Genomic DNA, 17,562 nt, shown 5'->3' on the forward strand with positions numbered 1-17,562 from the left:
GCGGACAGTCGGAAGGCCACTCGCCCCGTTTCTGCGTTCCCGTGTGTCGGCGGACGGCCAAGGCGTTGCCCCCAGCCGCGCAGCTAACATGGCCACTCAGCATCCCAGGAAGCACAGCCCATGACCGATCGAGTCGATCGCCTCCGCCAGTTCGTCGACTGGTGCGCCACACACATCTGCGGTGACGAGAAGGGCGAGGCGCAGATCTTCCTTGACCAACTGTTCCGCGCTTTCGGCCACACCGGCGTCAAGGAAGCCGGGGCGACGTTCGAGGATCGCGTCAAGAAGGAGCACAAGGGCACCGCCTTCGCCGACCTTGTCTGGAAGCCCGTCGTGCTGATTGAGATGAAGAAGCGCGGGACTGACCTGTCAAAGCACTACCGACAGGCGTTCGACTACTGGACCCGCCTCGTTCCTGGCCGTCCACGCTACGTGGTGCTGTGCAACTTCGACCAGTTCTGGGTTTACGACTTCGAGACCCAGATGGACAGCCCTGTCGACGTGGTCGCGCTGGCGGACCTACCCGAGCGTGACGGCCCACTGGCCTTCCTGCTACCTGAGGACGTCAAACCAGTGTTCGGCAACGACCAGGAGCAGGTGACGCGCGACGCCGCTGACCTGCTGGTAGGCCTGTTCCGATCGCTGGTCGATCGTGACGTCGAGCGCGAGCTTGCTCAGCGCTTCACACTGCAGGCCCTGATGGCGCTGTTCGCCGAAGACATTGGCTTGCTCGAGAAGTACTTCTTCGCTCGCCTGCTGGACGATTGCACGACTCCAGCGCTCGCGCACGATCTGATCGGCCAACTTTTTGCCGAGATGAGCGCTCCTGGCATCACCACCGGCGGACGGTTCAAGGGTGTGCCGTATTTTAACGGCGGTCTATTCCGCGAGCCGGCTCGGGTCGAACTGCTGGTGACTGAAGTCAGCCTACTGCGGCAGGCTGCGGCGTTCGATTGGGCCAAGGTGCGGCCGGAGATCTTTGGCGCGATCTTCGAGCATAGCCTAGGTGACGTGGAGCGCCATGCCTCCGGCGCGCACTACACCAGCTCCGTCGACATCATGAAGATCGTCGGCCCGACCATCGTCGAGCCGTGGCGCGAGCAAATCGGCAAGGCCAAGACCCTAACCGCACTGGAAGCCCTGCTTGCACGCATCGAACGCTTCCGTGTGCTCGACCCGGCCTGTGGCTCGGGCAACTTCCTGTACATCGCCTATCGCGAACTCAAGCGGCTGGAAGCGCTGATCTACGAGCGAATGGGCGAGTTCAAGAGCGTTGACCACAGTCAGCGTCCGTTCGGCTTCGTTAGCAGCAAAAACTTCTATGGGCTGGATATCAACCCGTTCGCCGTCGAGCTGGCCAAGGTCACCATGATGTTGGCGCATAAGCTGGCCATCGACGAGCTACACATCTCCGAAAAAGCATTGCCGCTGGACAATCTCGACGCCAACTTCATCGCCGGGGACGCGCTGCTGCAGGCCGACGGCACTTGGGCGCCGTGGCCGCGGGTCGACGTGATCGTGGGCAACCCGCCATTCCTCGGCGCCAAGCGGCTCAAGCCCGAGCTCGGTGTAGATTACGTCAACAACGTGCGCAAGGCCTATCCGCAAGTGCCGGGCATGGCCGACTTTTGCGTGTACTGGTTCCATCGTGCAGCGTCGCACCTGCCCGCCTGCACGCCTGCCGATCCGCTGGCCGGCCGCGCCGGCTTGGTCGGCACCCAGAACATCCGTAACAACGCCAGCCGCGAGGGCGGACTCGATTTCATCTGCGCGACCGGGACTGTGGTCGAGGCCGTCGACAACCAGCCGTGGTCGGGAGACGCCAACGTACACGTGTCGATTGCCAACTGGGTACACACGCTCGATGCAGCGCTGCTGCCGAAGACGCGGCGCTTGTGGTTCAAGGCCGCGCCAGTAGTGGGGAAGAAGGTCAGGAAGAAACGGGGCAGTGGCCCAGCCAGCAAGGATTACGAATTAGACGTGCGAGAGGTGGCGCACCTCAATGCGTCACTGTCGGACCGGGTAGATCTAGGCAATGCTAAGGCGCTGCCCTGCAACAAGGAACCCAAGAAGGTGTTCCAAGGGGTGACGCCGGGGCATGACGGCTTCGTGCTGACGCTGCAGGAGAAGCGTTTTGTCGAGAGCGACGGCAGCTCCGCCGAAGTGGTCCATCCATACCTGACCGGGCGCGAACTGGTGACCGGCGATGGCACGCCGGAGCGCTTCATTATCGATTTCCAGCGCCGTGATCTGCTACAGGTGCAGCGGTTTCCGAATGCATTTGAGCGCATACGAAGCTCGGTGCTCCCAGATCGTCAGCGTAAGGCGGACGAGGGTAAGGACGTCAATGGAAATATGAGGTCGCACCACAAGCAGTTCTTGGAACGCTGGTGGGCGCTTTCGTGGGATCGAAAGGACCTATTCAGTGGTTTCGAGAGGCTGCGGGGTCGCTTCATCTGTTGCTCGCGGGTCACCAAGCGTCCGATTTTTCAGTTCCTGACCACCGATGTTTGGCCCAGCGACAAGGTTCAGGCGTTCCTGTTCGACGACGATTACAGTTTCGGTATTCTGCAGTCTTCAGCGCACTGGCAGTGGTTCCTGGAGAAGTGCTCGAAACTGAAATCGGACTTTAGTTATTCGATCGAATCCGTCTTCGACACCTTCCCGTGGCCGCAATCGCCGAGCGCAGCCCAGATCGACGCCATCGCCGACGCGGGCCGCGAGCTACGCGTACTACGCACGCAATCACTACAGTCGATCAGCGGCGGCCTGCGCGCCCTGTACCGAACGCTCGACCTGCCCGGCAAGAACCCGCTCAAGGACGCTCACGCCCGTCTAGACACGGCGGTGGTGAGTGCCTACAGCTTTAACCCCAAAGTCGACCTCCTAGAACAACTGCTCACGCTCAACCAGAGTGTCGCCCAGCTCATCAGCGATGAGCAGGCTGTGACCGCACCGGGTATTCCGGCCGGCTACGCCGATCCGGCTCGGCTGGTAAGCGCCGATGCCATGGGCAGGGTCTGATGATGAGAGTGGCCACTTGGAGCAACGTAGACATAGCGTCTTTCGGACCGTCCGCTCCGGGTCGGCACAGATTATCGGCCGCGGTGTCGGCTTCCGGCCAGAGTGGACACTCGCCAGTCGCAATGGGGGAGACGACAGAAGAGTTCCCTTGTGCTTCGCCCATTTGTGGATCTTCGTGGCTTCGATCGACCATACGGTCTTGATACGGCAGAAGGGCTGCTGCCCTCCAAGCTCCTCGACCGACAAGCGCTCCCCTTGCCAGCTTCGTCTGTACCCGTCACTATCCCCCGTGTTTCCTGTTGTCGACAACAAAAATGATCGGGGTCGTGTCCATCCAATTCACGCAGGAACAAGCGCGCACGCTCGCGGGCGTTTCGCCGGAAACCATCCGGCACTGGCGCAAGGCCGTCCCGTACCTGTCCGCCAAGACAGGCAAAGCGGCGCGGTACTCCTTCCCTGAATTGGTGGGCTTGGCCGCCACGAATGAGTTGGTGAAAGCCCTGGGTGTCCACATCGCTGCCGTGAGCGGTGGAGTCGACGCGCTTTTTCGTCTTCTGATGAACAGCAATGTTGCGGCTTTCCAGGAAACCGTTGCCGTGGTCACTGCGAACAAGGCCGCTCTCGAAACAAAAATTACGGCCTGCGAGCAAAGCGCCTTGATGGTGCCGTTAAAGCCGCTGGTGTCGCGAATTCAGCAAAGCATGTTGCCCGCCCTCCCGAACACGGAACAGGCGACGCTGCCATTTCCGCCCAAAATCGTCCGGAGCCGGTCGTGAGTATCACAACACTTAAACAAGTGTTGGAAGCGACTGGCTACTACCCGGATGGCCGGCCCGCGCCTGGCTTGCAACTGGGCAAGGATGCTCGCGCCCAGCGCCGGGGCAAGGACTTCGCACCCGACGCTTCGTGGCGTAGTCCGTCGTCCCTGACCGTCTACTTCAAGTTCGAAAAGAAGCCGCCGCAGGACGAGCTCGTCAGTCGATGGCGCCGGGAAATCTGGAACGAGGGTTTCGCGCCGCTGCTTTGGATCATCTCCCCTGAGCGCATTGACCTCTACAACGGATTCGGAGTGCCGCAACGGGAAGGGGACGCCCAGAAGCATCTGATCAGAACGTTTGAGAACGTGGATGCGTCCTTGGCCGAGCTGGATGCGCTGGCTGGCCGCTTGGCGATCGAAACCGGGCAATTTTGGGCACAAGCCACCAAAGTCGATCGCAAGACCAGCGTCGATCAAAATTTGCTGTCCGATCTGGCCGCGCTCGAACGCGACCTGGTCGCAGCTGGGCTCGAGCGCGACGCTGCACAGGCTCTGATCGGGCGTGTGGTCTTCACGCAATACCTAATTGACCGTGGCATCGTCACAGCCAGAACGCTCAAGAAACTTGGCGGACACACATCGTTTCCCGTCATCTTGCGAGACCTTGAGGCGGCCGACCTGCTGTTCAACTGGCTGAGTCAAACGTTCAACGGCGACATGTTCCCGCCGTCTTCAATCAGGAACACACCCGCGAAGCGGCATTTGGCCCGCGTTGCTGAGTTCTTGGAGGCCGTTGATCCGGACAGCGGACAACAGAGCCTATTCCCGTATCAGTTCGATGTAATTCCCGTTGAACTCATCAGTTCGATCTACGAACAATTCGCGCATTCCGGGTCCAGCGGCGCCTCGCGTCGATCCAATGACGCCCTCAGCAATGGAGTTCACTACACCCGCCTCTCAGTGGTATCACTGGTCTTGGATGAGGTGATGCAGGATCTGACAGGCGAAGAAACGGTGCTGGACCTCACCTGCGGCTCCGGCGTATTCCTGGTCGAAGCGCTACGAAGGCTGGTGCATCTGCGCTCAGCCGGCGAACCCCCTACCAGGAAAATGATTAGATCGACACTCTACGAACAGGTTTACGGCGTTGACATCAGTGAGGCTGCCGTCCGCGTGGCGGCATTCAGCCTTTACCTGGCGGCGCTGGAACTTGATCCAGACCCGCAGCCGCCGCGTGCATTGAAGTTCCAGCCGCTCATCGGTAGAACGCTGTTTGTAGGGGATGCGCGCACGGTCGAACGCGAGAGCGGCCGCGCCATCCTTACGACGCCACATAGCGGCCTAAAGCAATTCGATCTTATCGTCGGGAATCCCCCTTGGAGCTTTAAAGGCCTTGCAGGTACCGAGGCTAGGCGCAGGACACGCGCCGCCGGCATTCCGGCCCAGCCACGCGGGGAAGGACTAGACTTCGTGTTGCGGGCTATCGAGTTCTCGCATGAAAAAACCCGTTTTGGCGTGATCCTGAGCGCGCTTCCGTTCTTCAGCCGAAGCGGCACCGGCATGGCAGCGGCGCTTCATGTCATGCGCTCGCTTGCCCCCATTACGCTCGTCAACTTGTCGAACCTATGCGGTTGGCTGTTCGCGACAGCCACAATGCCAGCGATTGTTCTCTTCGCCAGGCATCGGCCACAGCGTGCGGATCAAGTGACAGTGGTCCAGATACCTTGGACTGCCAGTGGCTCGAAGAGCCACACTTTTGACGTCGCACCCAGCGACATCATCAGGTTGTCGCTGGCGGATATCGAGGCGCAGCCAATTAAGCTGAAAGCCGCGGCCATTGGTCGACGGCGCGACATTGCACTGCTCGACGCGTTATCTTCAGCCTATTCTCCGCTCGGGGCCCAATTCCAATCAATCGGATCGGAACTGAACGTCGGTATGATTCGCGGGCTGCCCAAAAATCAGACCCGGGACGCGCACCTCCTGAACGGCTTGGAGCTTCTGGAAGCTGGTGACATCAAGCCGTTCCAGATCCCCGAAGTACTGCCCCCCTTTCGGCAGACAAAAGCGCAATGGCCCCGTTCCCGGGGCATCTACCGCGCTCCGATCCTGATCATCAAGGAGACCCTGAGCGCAGGCCCCAGACCGATCGTCGCCGTTGCGGATCGCGACCTGATCTATACCAACGCCTATTTCGGCGCTGCAATGCCATCAGCCGATCCACGCATCGCCCATCTGGTTGCGGCACTCCTGTCGTCTTCGCTCGCATCATGGTTCTTCCTGATGTCTGCCTCCGAATTCGGCATTTGGAAGCGGCGTTTGCTGCGACACGACGTGTCGCTCATGCCCGTGCCTGCGCTGAAGGGTGTCGTCCGGTCGGATGCCGGTAAGAAGCTGTTGAAGATCGGAAGCAAGCTACAACGGGACATACCCACCGAAGCCGACTGGCACTACCTTGACGACGCGGTGTTCGATCTTTACGGAATCGACGATGCAGATCGTGTTGTGGTGCTCGACGGCCTATACCGCGCCGGCTGGCAATGGTTGGCGGGCCGGGAAGACTCCGTTTCCAGCGCGAGCTCCACCGAGCTGTCCGACTATGCAAGCACCTTCATGGATGTTATTGGTGGCTGGTTGTCGGCCCGCAACAAGCGCCATATACGCGCGGAGATTCTCGAACTACCACGACACTCGGCCCTCAGAGTCGTACGCTTCATCCTCAAAGGTGGCCCGGGCGACGCCGCCATTCAAACCACCAAAGTAGACGGTGGCCTTGAAGACGTCCTGACCCGCATCAGCAATCGCATGAACGTCCGGATCGCAACTGCATTGAGCACGACCCGCGAGTTGAGAATCCATGACCGCAACGAGGTCGTGATCATCAAGCCAGCAGCCAAGCGCTATTGGATGAAGATCATCGCCCTGGAGGACGCTGATGCGGTTGTAGCGGAAAGCTTTTCAGGGAGCCGCGCTTGAGGATTCCCTACGATGCGCCAGCCCCTTTGGGCAAGGAGTTCATTGAGCTGGCGCCGGAGGTGACAGCCGCTATACTGCTTACCCTTCTAGCGGGCTGGGAGCGCGCTGTCGCTTCCATTGACGTGCGTGCTGACGCAGGCGAAGTGCTGATAACTGAGCGGCTTCGCGACGGCATGCGCAGTACGTTGAAGTTGGAAGGTCTTCCCTGGGCGAAGACTATGGTCATTTTGCCAGGAGCGGAATCACGCTCTTCTGCGGCCGTAGTCCCTGATGGTCGGACCGACATACCGGTCATGCTGATTGAAATCTTCGTCCGAACACAAGAGCACGACCCACACGCGATCATCGAATGCAAGCGCATTGCGGGATCGGATACACATCTCTGTCGCGAGTACGTCGTCGAAGGGATTGATAGATTTTGCACTGGCAAGTACAGCCACAACCATGCAATCGGCTTCATGGCCGGCTATGTCATATCGGGAACAACAGATGAAGCAGTATCCGGTGTCAATGCATACCTTTCTCGTACTTCCCGTGAGCCTGAGCACCTGAGTCTTGCCGATGCATGCGAGGCACCCACTTTGATCAGCAAGCACATTCGCTTATCGTCGTCTCTAGTCACGCTCCACCACGTGTTCCTCCCCTGCTAAGCTGCATCGCTCTAGAATTTGAATTGAGTCGGCCGTAGATGGAATTCGACTCTGTCAAGTGTCCGCTTTGGGCCGAGGCTGTGTGAAAACTCGTCGGCGATGGGCTTGTGATGTCGGCGCGGCCAGTTCGAGTAGCGGGCAACGCAGCAAGAAGTTCGTCGTGTCCATTTGTCGGGGCTCAAGGGACCCGTTTGCCGGTCCCTGCCACGCTCGGGAATCTGACCTAATCTCGTGGAGTATCCGCGCCCTGCCGACGCGGTTGCCGCTGGCGCGATGTAGCGATCGGTGTCCTCCTGTCCCACCGAAGAAGGGCTGATGGCCGACCGCGCTGTGTTCCGGTACCAGATTCGGCAAAGCTGGACGCCGCCCGCCGGGGCCGTTTTTGCTCGCCGCAGTCGACGGCACGGTAAATTCTGCTGTAGCTTCCACCTCAGCGCTCCAGGGATTGGGGAATCCAATGGCCACGCTGATTCCAAGCCGCAATACTTGCCTGGCACGCATGACGTCGGGGGAGCGTCGCTTCTCGTCCCGGCTGGACGACACGCTCGATGACGAGTACCTGTGCTGGTACGACGTACCGATCGGTCCGCGTTACCGGCATCCGGACTTCGTCGTCCTGCACCCTTCCCGCGGATTGCTGGTGCTGGAGGTCAAGGACTGGAAGCCGGATACCTTGGCCGAGCTAGACCGCGATCGCGCCATCATCAACACCGACCGCGGCCGCGTGACCAAAGCCAATCCGTTGCGCCAGGCGCGGGACTGCGCGATGGAGATCGTCCGCCTGCTGCAGGAGGACCGGGCGCTGTGCCACCCGCCGGGTGACAAGCGCACCGGCACGCTGCTCATGCCCTGGGGCTTTGGCGTGGTGCTGGCCAACATCACCCGCACCCAGTTCGACCAGATGGGGCTGGAGCATTTCCTGCCGCCGGGCAGCGTGATCTGCCGCGACGAGATGACCGAAAGCGTTGACGTGGAGGACTTCCAGAAGCGGCTCTGGGACATGTTCCTGATGCCCTTCGCCTGCCTGCTCAGCCTGCCGCAGATCGAGCGCGTGCGCTGGCACCTGTTCCCGCAGCTGCGCATCCAGGTGCAGGGCGATCTGCTGCAGGCGCCACGACCGGCCGAGGACACGCCCGTCGAGATCCCGGACATCATCCGGGTCATGGACCTGCAGCAGGAACTGCTGGCACGCTCGCTGGGCGACGGACATCGCGTCATCCACGGCGTGGCCGGCTCCGGCAAGACAATGATCCTCGGCTATCGCTGCGTCGAGCTCGCCCGCAGCCAGCACAAGCCGGTGCTGGTGCTCTGTTACAACAAGTCCCTGGCCGGCCACCTCGAGCACCTGATGCAGGGCCACGGCGTGCAGGACCGAGTGGCCGCCCGCAACTTCCATGAGTGGTGTCGCGAGCAGCTCAAGACCTATGGGCTGCCCATGCCGCCCTTCCAGAAGAGTGCCGACACGTATGCACAGATGCTCGTGCAGTCGGTGATCGAAGGCGTGGAATCCAACGCCATTCCGCGCGCGCAGTACGGCGCGGTGCTGATCGACGAAGGCCACGACTTCGCCCCGGAGTGGTTGCGGCTCGTCGCTCAGATGGTGGACCCCGAGACCAACTCGCTGCTGTTGCTCTACGACGACGCGCAGACCCTGTACGGCAATGCCGCCCGGCGGAAGTTTTCCTTCGCCAGCGTCGGCATCCAGGCCCAGGGCCGGACCACCATCCTGCGACTGAACTACCGCAACACCCTCGAAGTGCTGACGGTCGCCAAGGCCTTCGCCGAAGAAGTGCTGACGCGACACGATGCCGACGACGACCACGTGCCGGTCGTCGTGCCAGAAAGCGCCGGCCGCCGCGGCCCGATGCCCGAACTGTGGCGAGCACGCAACATCTGGGCCGAGGCCGACATCATCGCCGCCCGCATCCAGGACGCGATCAGCAACGGCGCCAATCCCAACGACTTCGCCGTGCTGTGCCACTCCAACCGGCTAGCCGGCCTGATCGCCACGCAGCTACAGAAGCGTGGCCTGACTGTGCTGCTGGCGTCGGACGACCAGCGACGCGCCATGTTCAACGGCGCGGCTTCGGTCAAGGTGATGACCATGCATTCTAGCAAGGGGTTGGAGTTCGACACCGTTTTCATTCCCGGCATCTGCGAGCTGACGAACCGAGACGAAAATGCCCACCGTAAGCAACAGCAGGTGCGCGTGCTCTATGTCGCGATGACCCGGGCGCTGCGGCAGCTGGAGATGTCACACCATGGCGAGAGTGCGACGGTAGAGCAGATTCGAAGTGTGGTTGACGGTGTTTCGCGGCGGCTGGCAGCGTAGGCCGTACCACATCTACGTTTGGTAGCTTGCGGCGACGGGCGGACACTCTCTGGCGGCTCAGTAGCTTTGCCGCCGTCCTAGCGCCCAAGTGCCTCAGACGCCCCTCACTAACTTCCCCGTCCTCTCTCTTTCTTCCCACTACCCCCCATTGCATTCGCTAAGGATCCGCTCTATAACAAAGGCGCTCAAGCGGTTCGCTTGACTGGTGCAGCCGGGGATACACGGGTTCGGTATACGCGTACTGCGTATTTCTAGCAGTGCGCGCTTAGCGTCAAAGCTAAGCTCTAAGGGACATGCGGTTCCGCCGCCCTCCGAAACCGGAGGAGCTTTCCCGAAGGTGGATCAAGCCAGCACGAGAGCGGCAGTTGCTGAACCTTTTCCCGGTGTATCTAGCGCTCTCGTGTTAAAAACCAGCCTCGCTGGTGGGCTTGATCCACACCTATCGATCAGGGCGGAAAATGTCGCTCAAGTCGCATGTAACGAAAGTATCTAGACATTCGATAGGATCTGTCAGATCTCTCTGCAGAACTCTATCCATAGATGAGCCAGAACTCCAGGCGCTGCTGTCTTGGGTGCCTGAATCGCGCTTCAAGAAGAAGGCGGTAACGAAGTCGTCTGGTGGCTCACGGACCGTATATGTGCCTCACTGGCGTTATCGCAAGATTCTTCGAAAGATCAACAAACGGATCTTGGGGAACACCAAGATTATTCGTTGGCCTGATTACGTATTTGGTTCAGTGCCAAGCTCGGACGCCGATGACGCAAGATTGATAGGTAGAGATTATATTGCGTGCGCAGCAGTCCACTCAAGTTCAAAAAGCATTTTGAAAGTTGATATATGCGACTTTTTTGACAACGTCGAGCAGCCCCTCGTAAGAAATATATACACTGACTTTCTAAAATACCCACCTGCGGTCGCTGAAACGCTATGCAACCTCTGCTGCATCCACGGAAAGATTCCTCAGGGCGCCCCTACCTCGAGCTATCTTGCAAATCTTGTTTTTTGGGACCTTGAAGCCAATCTAGTTGCCAGGCTCAAACAGAAGGGCCTGACGTATACCAGGTACGTGGATGACATCACGATTTCTTCGCGCAAGTACTCTCAGGACTTTTCGTTGGCTCTGAAGTTGGTGGATCAGATGCTAATGGACAAGGACCTCACCAGAAGCGAAGTAAAGACCCAGGTCCTGCGCTCGGGCACTAAGCCGCTGCTTGTCCACAGTCTGAGGGTGGAACACGCGACGCCTCGAATACCGTCTCCAGAATATCGGCGTATCCGATCAGCCGTCAGGACACTCGAGAACTTCGCAGCAGACGCAGGGTTTCGTACCTACGACGCTTATAGAAGAATGTTCAACGTCTGTCTTGGGCGAGTTAACAAACTATCCCGGCTGAGGAAGAAGTCGCACACTGCTTACATCACTCGACTGAACAGGGTGGGCCCGCTTCCCTCCCATCGGGATCTACGTTGGTGCCAGCGGACAGCACGAGAAGTGCTTAAGCGATTCGCTATACCGGGAGAGTCCGAGCGGTTTTTTTTCAGGCGTAAACTATTTCGGCTACGTGAACGCCTCAATCTCCTACAACGTACTTACGTACATGAGGCATCCGCAATAAGGGACAGCCTTGCGCAGATAAAGATCTATAGCCATGAGTAGCCCAGGCAGTTACGACACCAAGATTGCTGCAAGCCTGCCGAGGCTTCAGAAGGGTCTACTTTTAAGCGGGATAGCAATCGCCCTTGTTTTACTTACAGCGCTTCTCACCTCTCTTACGTCGACCTTCATCGCGGACGGCGCGATTGATCGGGAATTTTGCTTCCATAGAGCTTGCCTTGACGAAGCTTTGAGGCTTTTTGCGCTACCCATTGGGGTTGTCAAGATCCTTGGCGCGTTTGCCGTCGGTTTCACAACACTTCTAGGCCTAGTTGTGGCTTTAGGAGTGTACCTATCCAATTCAAAGCTTGTTGAACAGCATGCTCAAACCGCCATAACGCAAGCGGATTCACTGCGAGAGCAAGCAAAATCTTCAGCGCTGCAATTGCATGCAGTGAGATTCAGTTCCTTCAGAGAGTATGTCGTAGACGCTGTCGGCCGCTGCTCGAGATTAGGGCTTTCGTCAATTGATGTAACGTCATGGTATTTCAAGATTTTCCCCAACGCCTACGAGGGGGACATCGCGGTGAATGCCTACTACATTGAGGCGGTTAAGCGGATTTCTGCAGCAATGTTGGCCGCTGATGAGCGACTGGGACCCGCAGCGAAGAGATTTAATTATGGCGAGCATCAAAGGGTGCTCATCCCTATGCTTGCAGAGATCGGGATTCGCTTATATTCATTGCCAAGGCTCGACTATTTTCTGATCGAGGACGAAGTTGTGGAGCTTATCGCTTCAGTGCATCGCGTCTTCGGCATTGAGAGCATCACCTTTGGTGATCGCAAGTATCGGGGCGTCAGCTAGTTCCTCGCAGTACGTACATCGGGGTCTCAGACCTTGACGGCGCCGAGCCGGTGATTGAGACCGGAACACCGCTCTGCATGGCGCGAGAGCGCCTGGGACATAACATCCGCGCTTCCCGCCGCATGTAGCACGCTCCGCGCACGCGTCATCCCCGTGTACACCAGCTCCCGCGACAACACGCGGGTGAAGCGATCCGGCAGCACCAGCCACACCTCGTCGAACTCGCTGCCCTGTGCCTTGTGCACCGTCATCGCGAAGGCGCTGTCGTGCGCGGGCAGTGCAGCGGGATGGAAGGGGGCGCGGGTTGCGGGGGTCGTCGCCGGGGAACCAGGCCATCAGGGTGCCGCCGTTATCGCGAAGGCAGATGCCGATGTCGCCGTTGAACAGGCGGTGGCGGGAGCTGTTCTCGGTGACCAGCAGCAGGCGGCCGTGGAAATAGCGGCTGGCGGTGGACGCGGGGCCGGCGCCGCGGCGGGTGCCGGCCAGCAGGTCTTCGATGCGGGCGTTGAGGCCGCGGGCGCCTTGGGGGCCTTCGCGCACGGCGGTGAGGATGCGCAGGCGGGCGGCGCGGGTGAGGTGGATGTGGCGGGCGGGGAAGGTGGGTGCGCGGGCTGCTGGGGGAAGAGCGCCCTCACCCGCGCCTTCGGCGCGACCTCTCCCGCGAGCGGGAGAGGTGACCGCAACAGCGGTAGGAGCGGTGGCAATGCTTTGGGCGGCGGCGAGGATGCCGGCGAGCACGGCGCCCGCTTCCACCGAGGGCAGCTGGTCGGGGGTCGCCGAGCAGCACCAGGCGGGCGCGGCCGGGGCCGGCTTCGACCAGCTTGCCGTCGCACGCTGAGCGCCGCGCGTTTCGGTCGCGTTGGTTGCAAAGTACCTGCTGTTTGCGAAGGAGCAGTCTGTCGTGCTCACCACGAAAGACGGGCGGTCACACGCGCCTCGTCCACGTGCAGCGAAAATTCCCAGCCGTTGCGCTCACACAGTCGTTGAACGATGCCAAGACCCAGGCCATGTCCATTGGAGGAAGAGGAGCCGGCCGGCGTGAGCCGGCCAACTTCGTCACCGCCCAACAGATTGGTGACCAGCAGCTCGTGCTCCTTGATGAGCACCGTGATCGGTCCCTGTCCGCCGGGCGTTTGCTCGAACGCATTTCGAACCAGATTGGCGACCGCGATCAGGAAGGCCTGTGGATGGCCGCGAACGACTGGTGTTGCGACACTTTCGACGTCGACTTCGACGCACTTGCCGTTCAGCAGGTGACGCTGCTGGTCTACCGCCCGGCTCACCAGTGGCGCCACCAGGAACTGTTCGCCGTACAGCCCGTCGTCGGCTTCGCGAGCGACGCACAGGAACATTTCAATCGTGGACTTCATCTCGAGCGTCGCGCGCCGGATCCGGTCCACCGCCTTCACGTCTTCGGCCGACAGATCACTTTGCTCCAACAACTCGAGCGCGCCTGTGATCACCGTGATCGGCGTCCGCAGCTCGTGGCTGGCAGAGCCGGTGAAGTCCCGCTCTCGCACGATGAATGCGCTGATGCGCTCAAGCGTTTTCTCGATTGCCCCCGCGAGGACGCCCACCTCGTCCTTTCCGAACCGGCTGGACTCGATGAGCTTGTAGTCCCCGGCCGACAGATGTTCCAGGTCGATCTCCGCGACCGTTTCGGCGAGCTGCACCACCGGGGAGATCGCCCTTCGTATCACCAGGACTCCCAGCCGGAAACCCAGCGCACCGAGCGCGCCCACGACGGCGGTAATGACGAGGAGCCACCACCAGTCCTCGGAGGACGCCGCCTCGATCCCGGCGACATCGAACACCACGAATGCGCGCCCCTGCGCATTGTCGGCAGGGATCACCGCCACATGCAGCTCTTCGGCGACGAACTCGTACGTGCCCTCATCGGGATCCGTGAGCGCCCATGCCCTCAGTGGCTCCGGCAAGCTCCCGGCGTCGTCGTATCCCCGCAGGGTCGTCGTGAGATCGGGATAGCTCTCGCTGGCGCGCTGCAGCTGGTTGACCACCACGCGGTCTTCGCTGAGCCTGATTGCGCCGAAGAACGCGAACCCCCAGGCCACGCTGAGCCCGACGACACACAGCGCGAACGCAACCTCGACACGCTTGCGCAGACTGTGCCGCGGCATTACTGGCCGTCCTCCGCAATCCGGTATCCGATGCGGTGCACCGTGTGAATCAACGGTCGGTCGAACGGCCGGTCGATGGCCTGCCGCAACTTGTACATGTGCGAACGAAGCGCATCGCCATCCGGCCGCTCGTCGGCCCACAGCAGCGTTTCGAGCGCATCGCGATTCACGACCGACGGGGACTCTTCCATCAACCGTCGCAGCAGCTTCATTCCGGCGGGATTGATCTCGACGCGCCGCCCCGCCCGGTGCACCTGCAGCGTGGACCTGTTCAACGTCAGGTCGCCGACTGTCAACAGGTTGTCGCCATTGCGGTGACTGCGCTTGTAAAGGGCCCGCAGACGCGCATGCAGCTCCTGCAGTGCGAATGGCTTGACCAGGTAGTCATCGGCGCCGGCGTCGAACCCCTTGAGTCTGTCGTCGAGCGTGTCCCTCGCCGTCAGCATGAGGACTGGCGTTTCGATCTGGGCATCGGCGCGCAGCTTCTGGCAAAAAGTCAGGCCGTCCATCCTCGGGATCATCAGGTCCAGCACGATGACGTCGAACGGATTGTTCAACGCCAGGTTCATTGCGGTGACGCCGTCGTGGGCGAAATCCAGGACATAGCCGAGCTTTTCGAGGTACGCGGCGATGTTCGCGCAGATGTCGCGGTTGTCCTCGACGATCAACGCCCTGATCGGCGCAGCATCAAGCGCGCGTGCCATCTGCTGCCCCTCCCGCTACCAGGCATAGTCTAGCCGAAGACCGATCAGCGGCTCGGCTTCGCTGTCGTCCTTCACGTTGACACCCCTGCGGTAGTCGAACTCGGTGTCGTCGGTCGACGCCGCCGACGTGAGGTTGATGACATCGAGGAAGGCCGTGACGTCGATGGGGCCGAATGCGCGCCGGTAGTCGACACGGGCGTTCAGCACGCCGTAGCCGGATCTGCGACCGACGCCGCGCTCGGTCGTCTCCCTCGAGTAGCGCAGGGGTTGTCCGGGGCCCAGCACGTCTTCGTGGATGATGTAGGCGTCTTCCGGCCTGCCGGACAGGTATTTGTAACGCGCGGCCACCTTCCAGCGGTCGGTGATTTCCCAGGTCATCCCGAGGGTCGCCACGTGCTCCCGGCTGAACTCGTCGGCGACGGCGCCACGGCCGTCCTTCCGGTCCACTTCCGCATCGTTGTAGGAGTAGGTCGCGGTCGCGTAGAGGCCTTCGCGAATCGTGCCCTTGACCACGACATCGAAGCCGTAGGACGTGCCATCGCCAATGTTGGCGAACGTCCCGCTCGCCCGGTCCAGATCGACCACGAGATTGGAGTGGTCCTGGTAATAGGCTTCCGTCAACACCGACCAGCGGTCGTTCGGGAAGTACTCGAGGCCGAAACTCCCGTGGGTGATCTCCTCGTTCTCGAGCGTGTTCGCCGCGTTGGCCGCGAGGTCCAGGAACCGCGGCGACTGGTGGAAGAGGCCTGCAGTCGCGAAGTATCTGAAGTTCCGGCTCGGTTGCCAGGTCGCCCTGAGCCTGGGCGACACGAGGCTTTCGTCCGTCAGGTCGTCCCGCTCCAGCCGGACGCCCGTGCGCAGTTCCCACGCGCCGCGCTTGAAAGCCTGGTCCACGTAACCCGCGTAGTTCGTCGCCTTCCGGCTCAGCGAGGAGTTGATGTTCTCCGGCGTCAGCACGATGAAGCGCTGCTCAGGGTCCGGTCGGAAGTCGTCGCGGTCGTAGACGTACCGGATCCAGTCGCCATCCAGCACGGTGCTGTAGTCCAGGTCGATCTGCGTCACCTGGACGCCTGCGTTGAACGCACCCCATCGATTCACCGTCGCGAAGTCGCTTCGCCAGCCGATCTCGGTCTCGTCTTCGGTCACGGTGAGGATGTCTTCCCGCACCGGAAAACTGTCAGCGGGCGATCCGTCGGGCACGAGATCGGGAAACGCTTCGCCCTCCGAGCTGATCTTGTTGCTGGCCCGGCGGTAGACCTTGTTGGTCCAGACAGCGTCCTCCCCGATCAACGATCGCAGGGTAAACCCGTACAGGTCGCTGTCTTGCTCGAAATCGAGAAGCGCCGCATCTTCGAAATTGGGCGACTCGAAGACGTGAGTCACGTCGCGCGTGTACGTCTCGCGCGTATCGATGAGCAGCACCTCGAGCGTATTGGACTGGTTGATCGGCACGGCCGACTTGACGATGATGTCCCTCAGCACGGGGTCACCGATGTCCAGTTCTTCGATCGTTTCGAAGAAGGCACCGAAATCCAGTCGACGGGCGGACACGAGCACGGTGGAATCTTCAGTGATGCCGAGCGGCCCGTCGTAGCCGACCTCAGCGCCTGCAAGGTCGAGGCGCAGACTGGCCGACGGGCTTGGATTGCCATCGGCGACTTCGAGCTTGAGCAGCGATGCCGCCCGGCCGCCATACGCAGGGCCCCAGCCGCCCGGCGAGAACTCGGCGCCACTGATGACGTTCGGTGCGAAGATCGAGAAACGCCCGCCGCCGCCGATGTCTTCGTCCTCACCCAGTGTCGCGTCGAAGTGCACCGCCTTGTCGAAGGGGAACTCGTCGACGAAGATCAGGTTATCCCGGGGGCCACGGCCGCGTACGCTGAAGCTTGCGAACTCGCTGGCGGACGCCAGGCCAGGCAGGCCGTCCAGCGAGAGGAGCGGATCTGCGCCACCGCCGACAGCACTTCGCAATGCTTCCCGATCGAGATAGGTGCTGGAAGGCGATGCCAATGCATCGATGGGCCGCGCCTGGACCACCACTTCCTCCAGCAGCGGAATGCCCAGTTCGAATTCGACCCGGGAGTTCTTCCGCGTGATCACGCGTACGCTCGGCTCGTAGATTGGGGCGAACCCGGCCTTGGTGATGTTGACCGTGTAGAGGCCGGGGTCGAGCTGTTCGACGAGGAGGCGGCCTTGTGCGTCGGTTTCCAGCGATCGCGCGGTGTCGGTTTCCCGTTCCGTGATCGTGACCCTCGCGTTTGGAAGTGGCCGGTCGGTCGTCTGATCCTTGACGATGATGGTCAGGGCACCGGGTGCCTCCGCTGCGTGTGTGACCAGTGGAACGCCGATCAAGTGCGCCGAAAGCGCCAACCACAATGCCCGTCGGGCATGCCTACTCATATCGCTCTGCCTCCAGGAATGGGCCGTCTCGCTTCATGAAGCGATGCGAGATTAACGAGGCAAATGTCGCCAAAAGGTCGCCGGCCCGGTGCGGCAGCGACTGCCGATGCCGGTGTGCGTG

10 protein-coding genes and 1 pseudogene are annotated in these 17,562 nt (G+C 61.0%); 7 read left to right on the plus strand and 4 right to left on the minus strand.

Features of this window, described 5'->3' with window-relative positions; translation table 11 throughout:
• Positions 1 to 120 precede the first annotated feature (120 nt).
• The 7 genes from FXO19_RS13360 to FXO19_RS13390 all read left to right on the plus strand — a co-directional run bounded on the left by FXO19_RS13360 (position 121) and on the right by FXO19_RS13390 (position 12,199).
• Entirely contained in the window at positions 121 to 3,024 is a 2,904-nt protein-coding gene (locus tag FXO19_RS13360) for a DNA methyltransferase (protein WP_149195607.1), read from the plus strand.
• Between the two features lie 326 nt (positions 3,025 to 3,350).
• A complete protein-coding gene (locus FXO19_RS13365; protein WP_255516422.1) occupies positions 3,351 to 3,800 on the plus strand; it encodes a MerR family transcriptional regulator in 450 nt (149 codons plus the stop codon).
• Positions 3,797 to 6,757: an HsdM family class I SAM-dependent methyltransferase gene (locus tag FXO19_RS13370; RefSeq protein WP_149195609.1), complete on the plus strand. Its 2,961-nt coding sequence runs from the start codon at positions 3,797 to 3,799 to the stop codon at positions 6,755 to 6,757. The genes FXO19_RS13365 and FXO19_RS13370 overlap by 4 nt, the downstream gene beginning before the upstream one ends.
• Positions 6,754 to 7,407, plus strand: a complete 654-nt coding sequence (locus FXO19_RS13375) for a hypothetical protein (RefSeq protein WP_149195610.1) — start codon at positions 6,754 to 6,756, stop codon at positions 7,405 to 7,407. The genes FXO19_RS13370 and FXO19_RS13375 overlap by 4 nt, the downstream gene beginning before the upstream one ends.
• A gap of 457 nt (positions 7,408 to 7,864) precedes the next feature.
• A complete protein-coding gene (locus tag FXO19_RS13380) occupies positions 7,865 to 9,739 on the plus strand; it encodes a DEAD/DEAH box helicase (RefSeq protein WP_255516423.1) in 1,875 nt (624 codons plus the stop codon).
• Between the two features lie 458 nt (positions 9,740 to 10,197).
• The gene (locus FXO19_RS19850; protein ID WP_149195611.1) at positions 10,198 to 11,397 is read left to right on the plus strand and encodes a reverse transcriptase family protein; all 1,200 of its coding nucleotides are present in this window, start codon (positions 10,198 to 10,200) and stop codon (positions 11,395 to 11,397) included.
• Entirely contained in the window at positions 11,390 to 12,199 is an 810-nt protein-coding gene (locus tag FXO19_RS13390) for a retron Ec48 family effector membrane protein (protein WP_149195612.1), read from the plus strand. The genes FXO19_RS19850 and FXO19_RS13390 overlap by 8 nt, the downstream gene beginning before the upstream one ends.
• 26 nt (positions 12,200 to 12,225) lie before the next feature.
• Here FXO19_RS13390 and FXO19_RS13395 read toward each other — a convergent pair.
• The 4 genes and pseudogenes from FXO19_RS13395 to FXO19_RS13410 all read right to left on the minus strand — a co-directional run.
• A pseudogene (locus FXO19_RS13395) lies at positions 12,226 to 13,022 on the minus strand (ATP-binding domain-containing protein); the annotation flags it as partial.
• A gap of 82 nt (positions 13,023 to 13,104) precedes the next feature.
• Positions 13,105 to 14,337 carry a sensor histidine kinase gene (locus FXO19_RS13400; RefSeq protein WP_149195613.1) on the minus strand — a complete coding sequence of 411 codons (1,233 nt, stop codon included), beginning with the start codon at positions 14,335 to 14,337 and terminating at the stop codon, positions 13,105 to 13,107.
• The gene (locus FXO19_RS13405; protein ID WP_149195614.1) at positions 14,337 to 15,041 is read right to left on the minus strand and encodes a response regulator transcription factor; all 705 of its coding nucleotides are present in this window, start codon (positions 15,039 to 15,041) and stop codon (positions 14,337 to 14,339) included. The genes FXO19_RS13400 and FXO19_RS13405 overlap by 1 nt, the downstream gene beginning before the upstream one ends.
• Before the next feature lie 15 nt (positions 15,042 to 15,056).
• Positions 15,057 to 17,393: a TonB-dependent receptor gene (locus FXO19_RS13410; RefSeq protein WP_223115508.1), complete on the minus strand. Its 2,337-nt coding sequence runs from the start codon at positions 17,391 to 17,393 to the stop codon at positions 15,057 to 15,059.
• Positions 17,394 to 17,562 lie beyond the last annotated feature (169 nt).

This window comes from Luteimonas suaedae (genome assembly GCF_008312895.1).
GTDB lineage: Bacteria > Pseudomonadota > Gammaproteobacteria > Xanthomonadales > Xanthomonadaceae > Luteimonas > Luteimonas suaedae.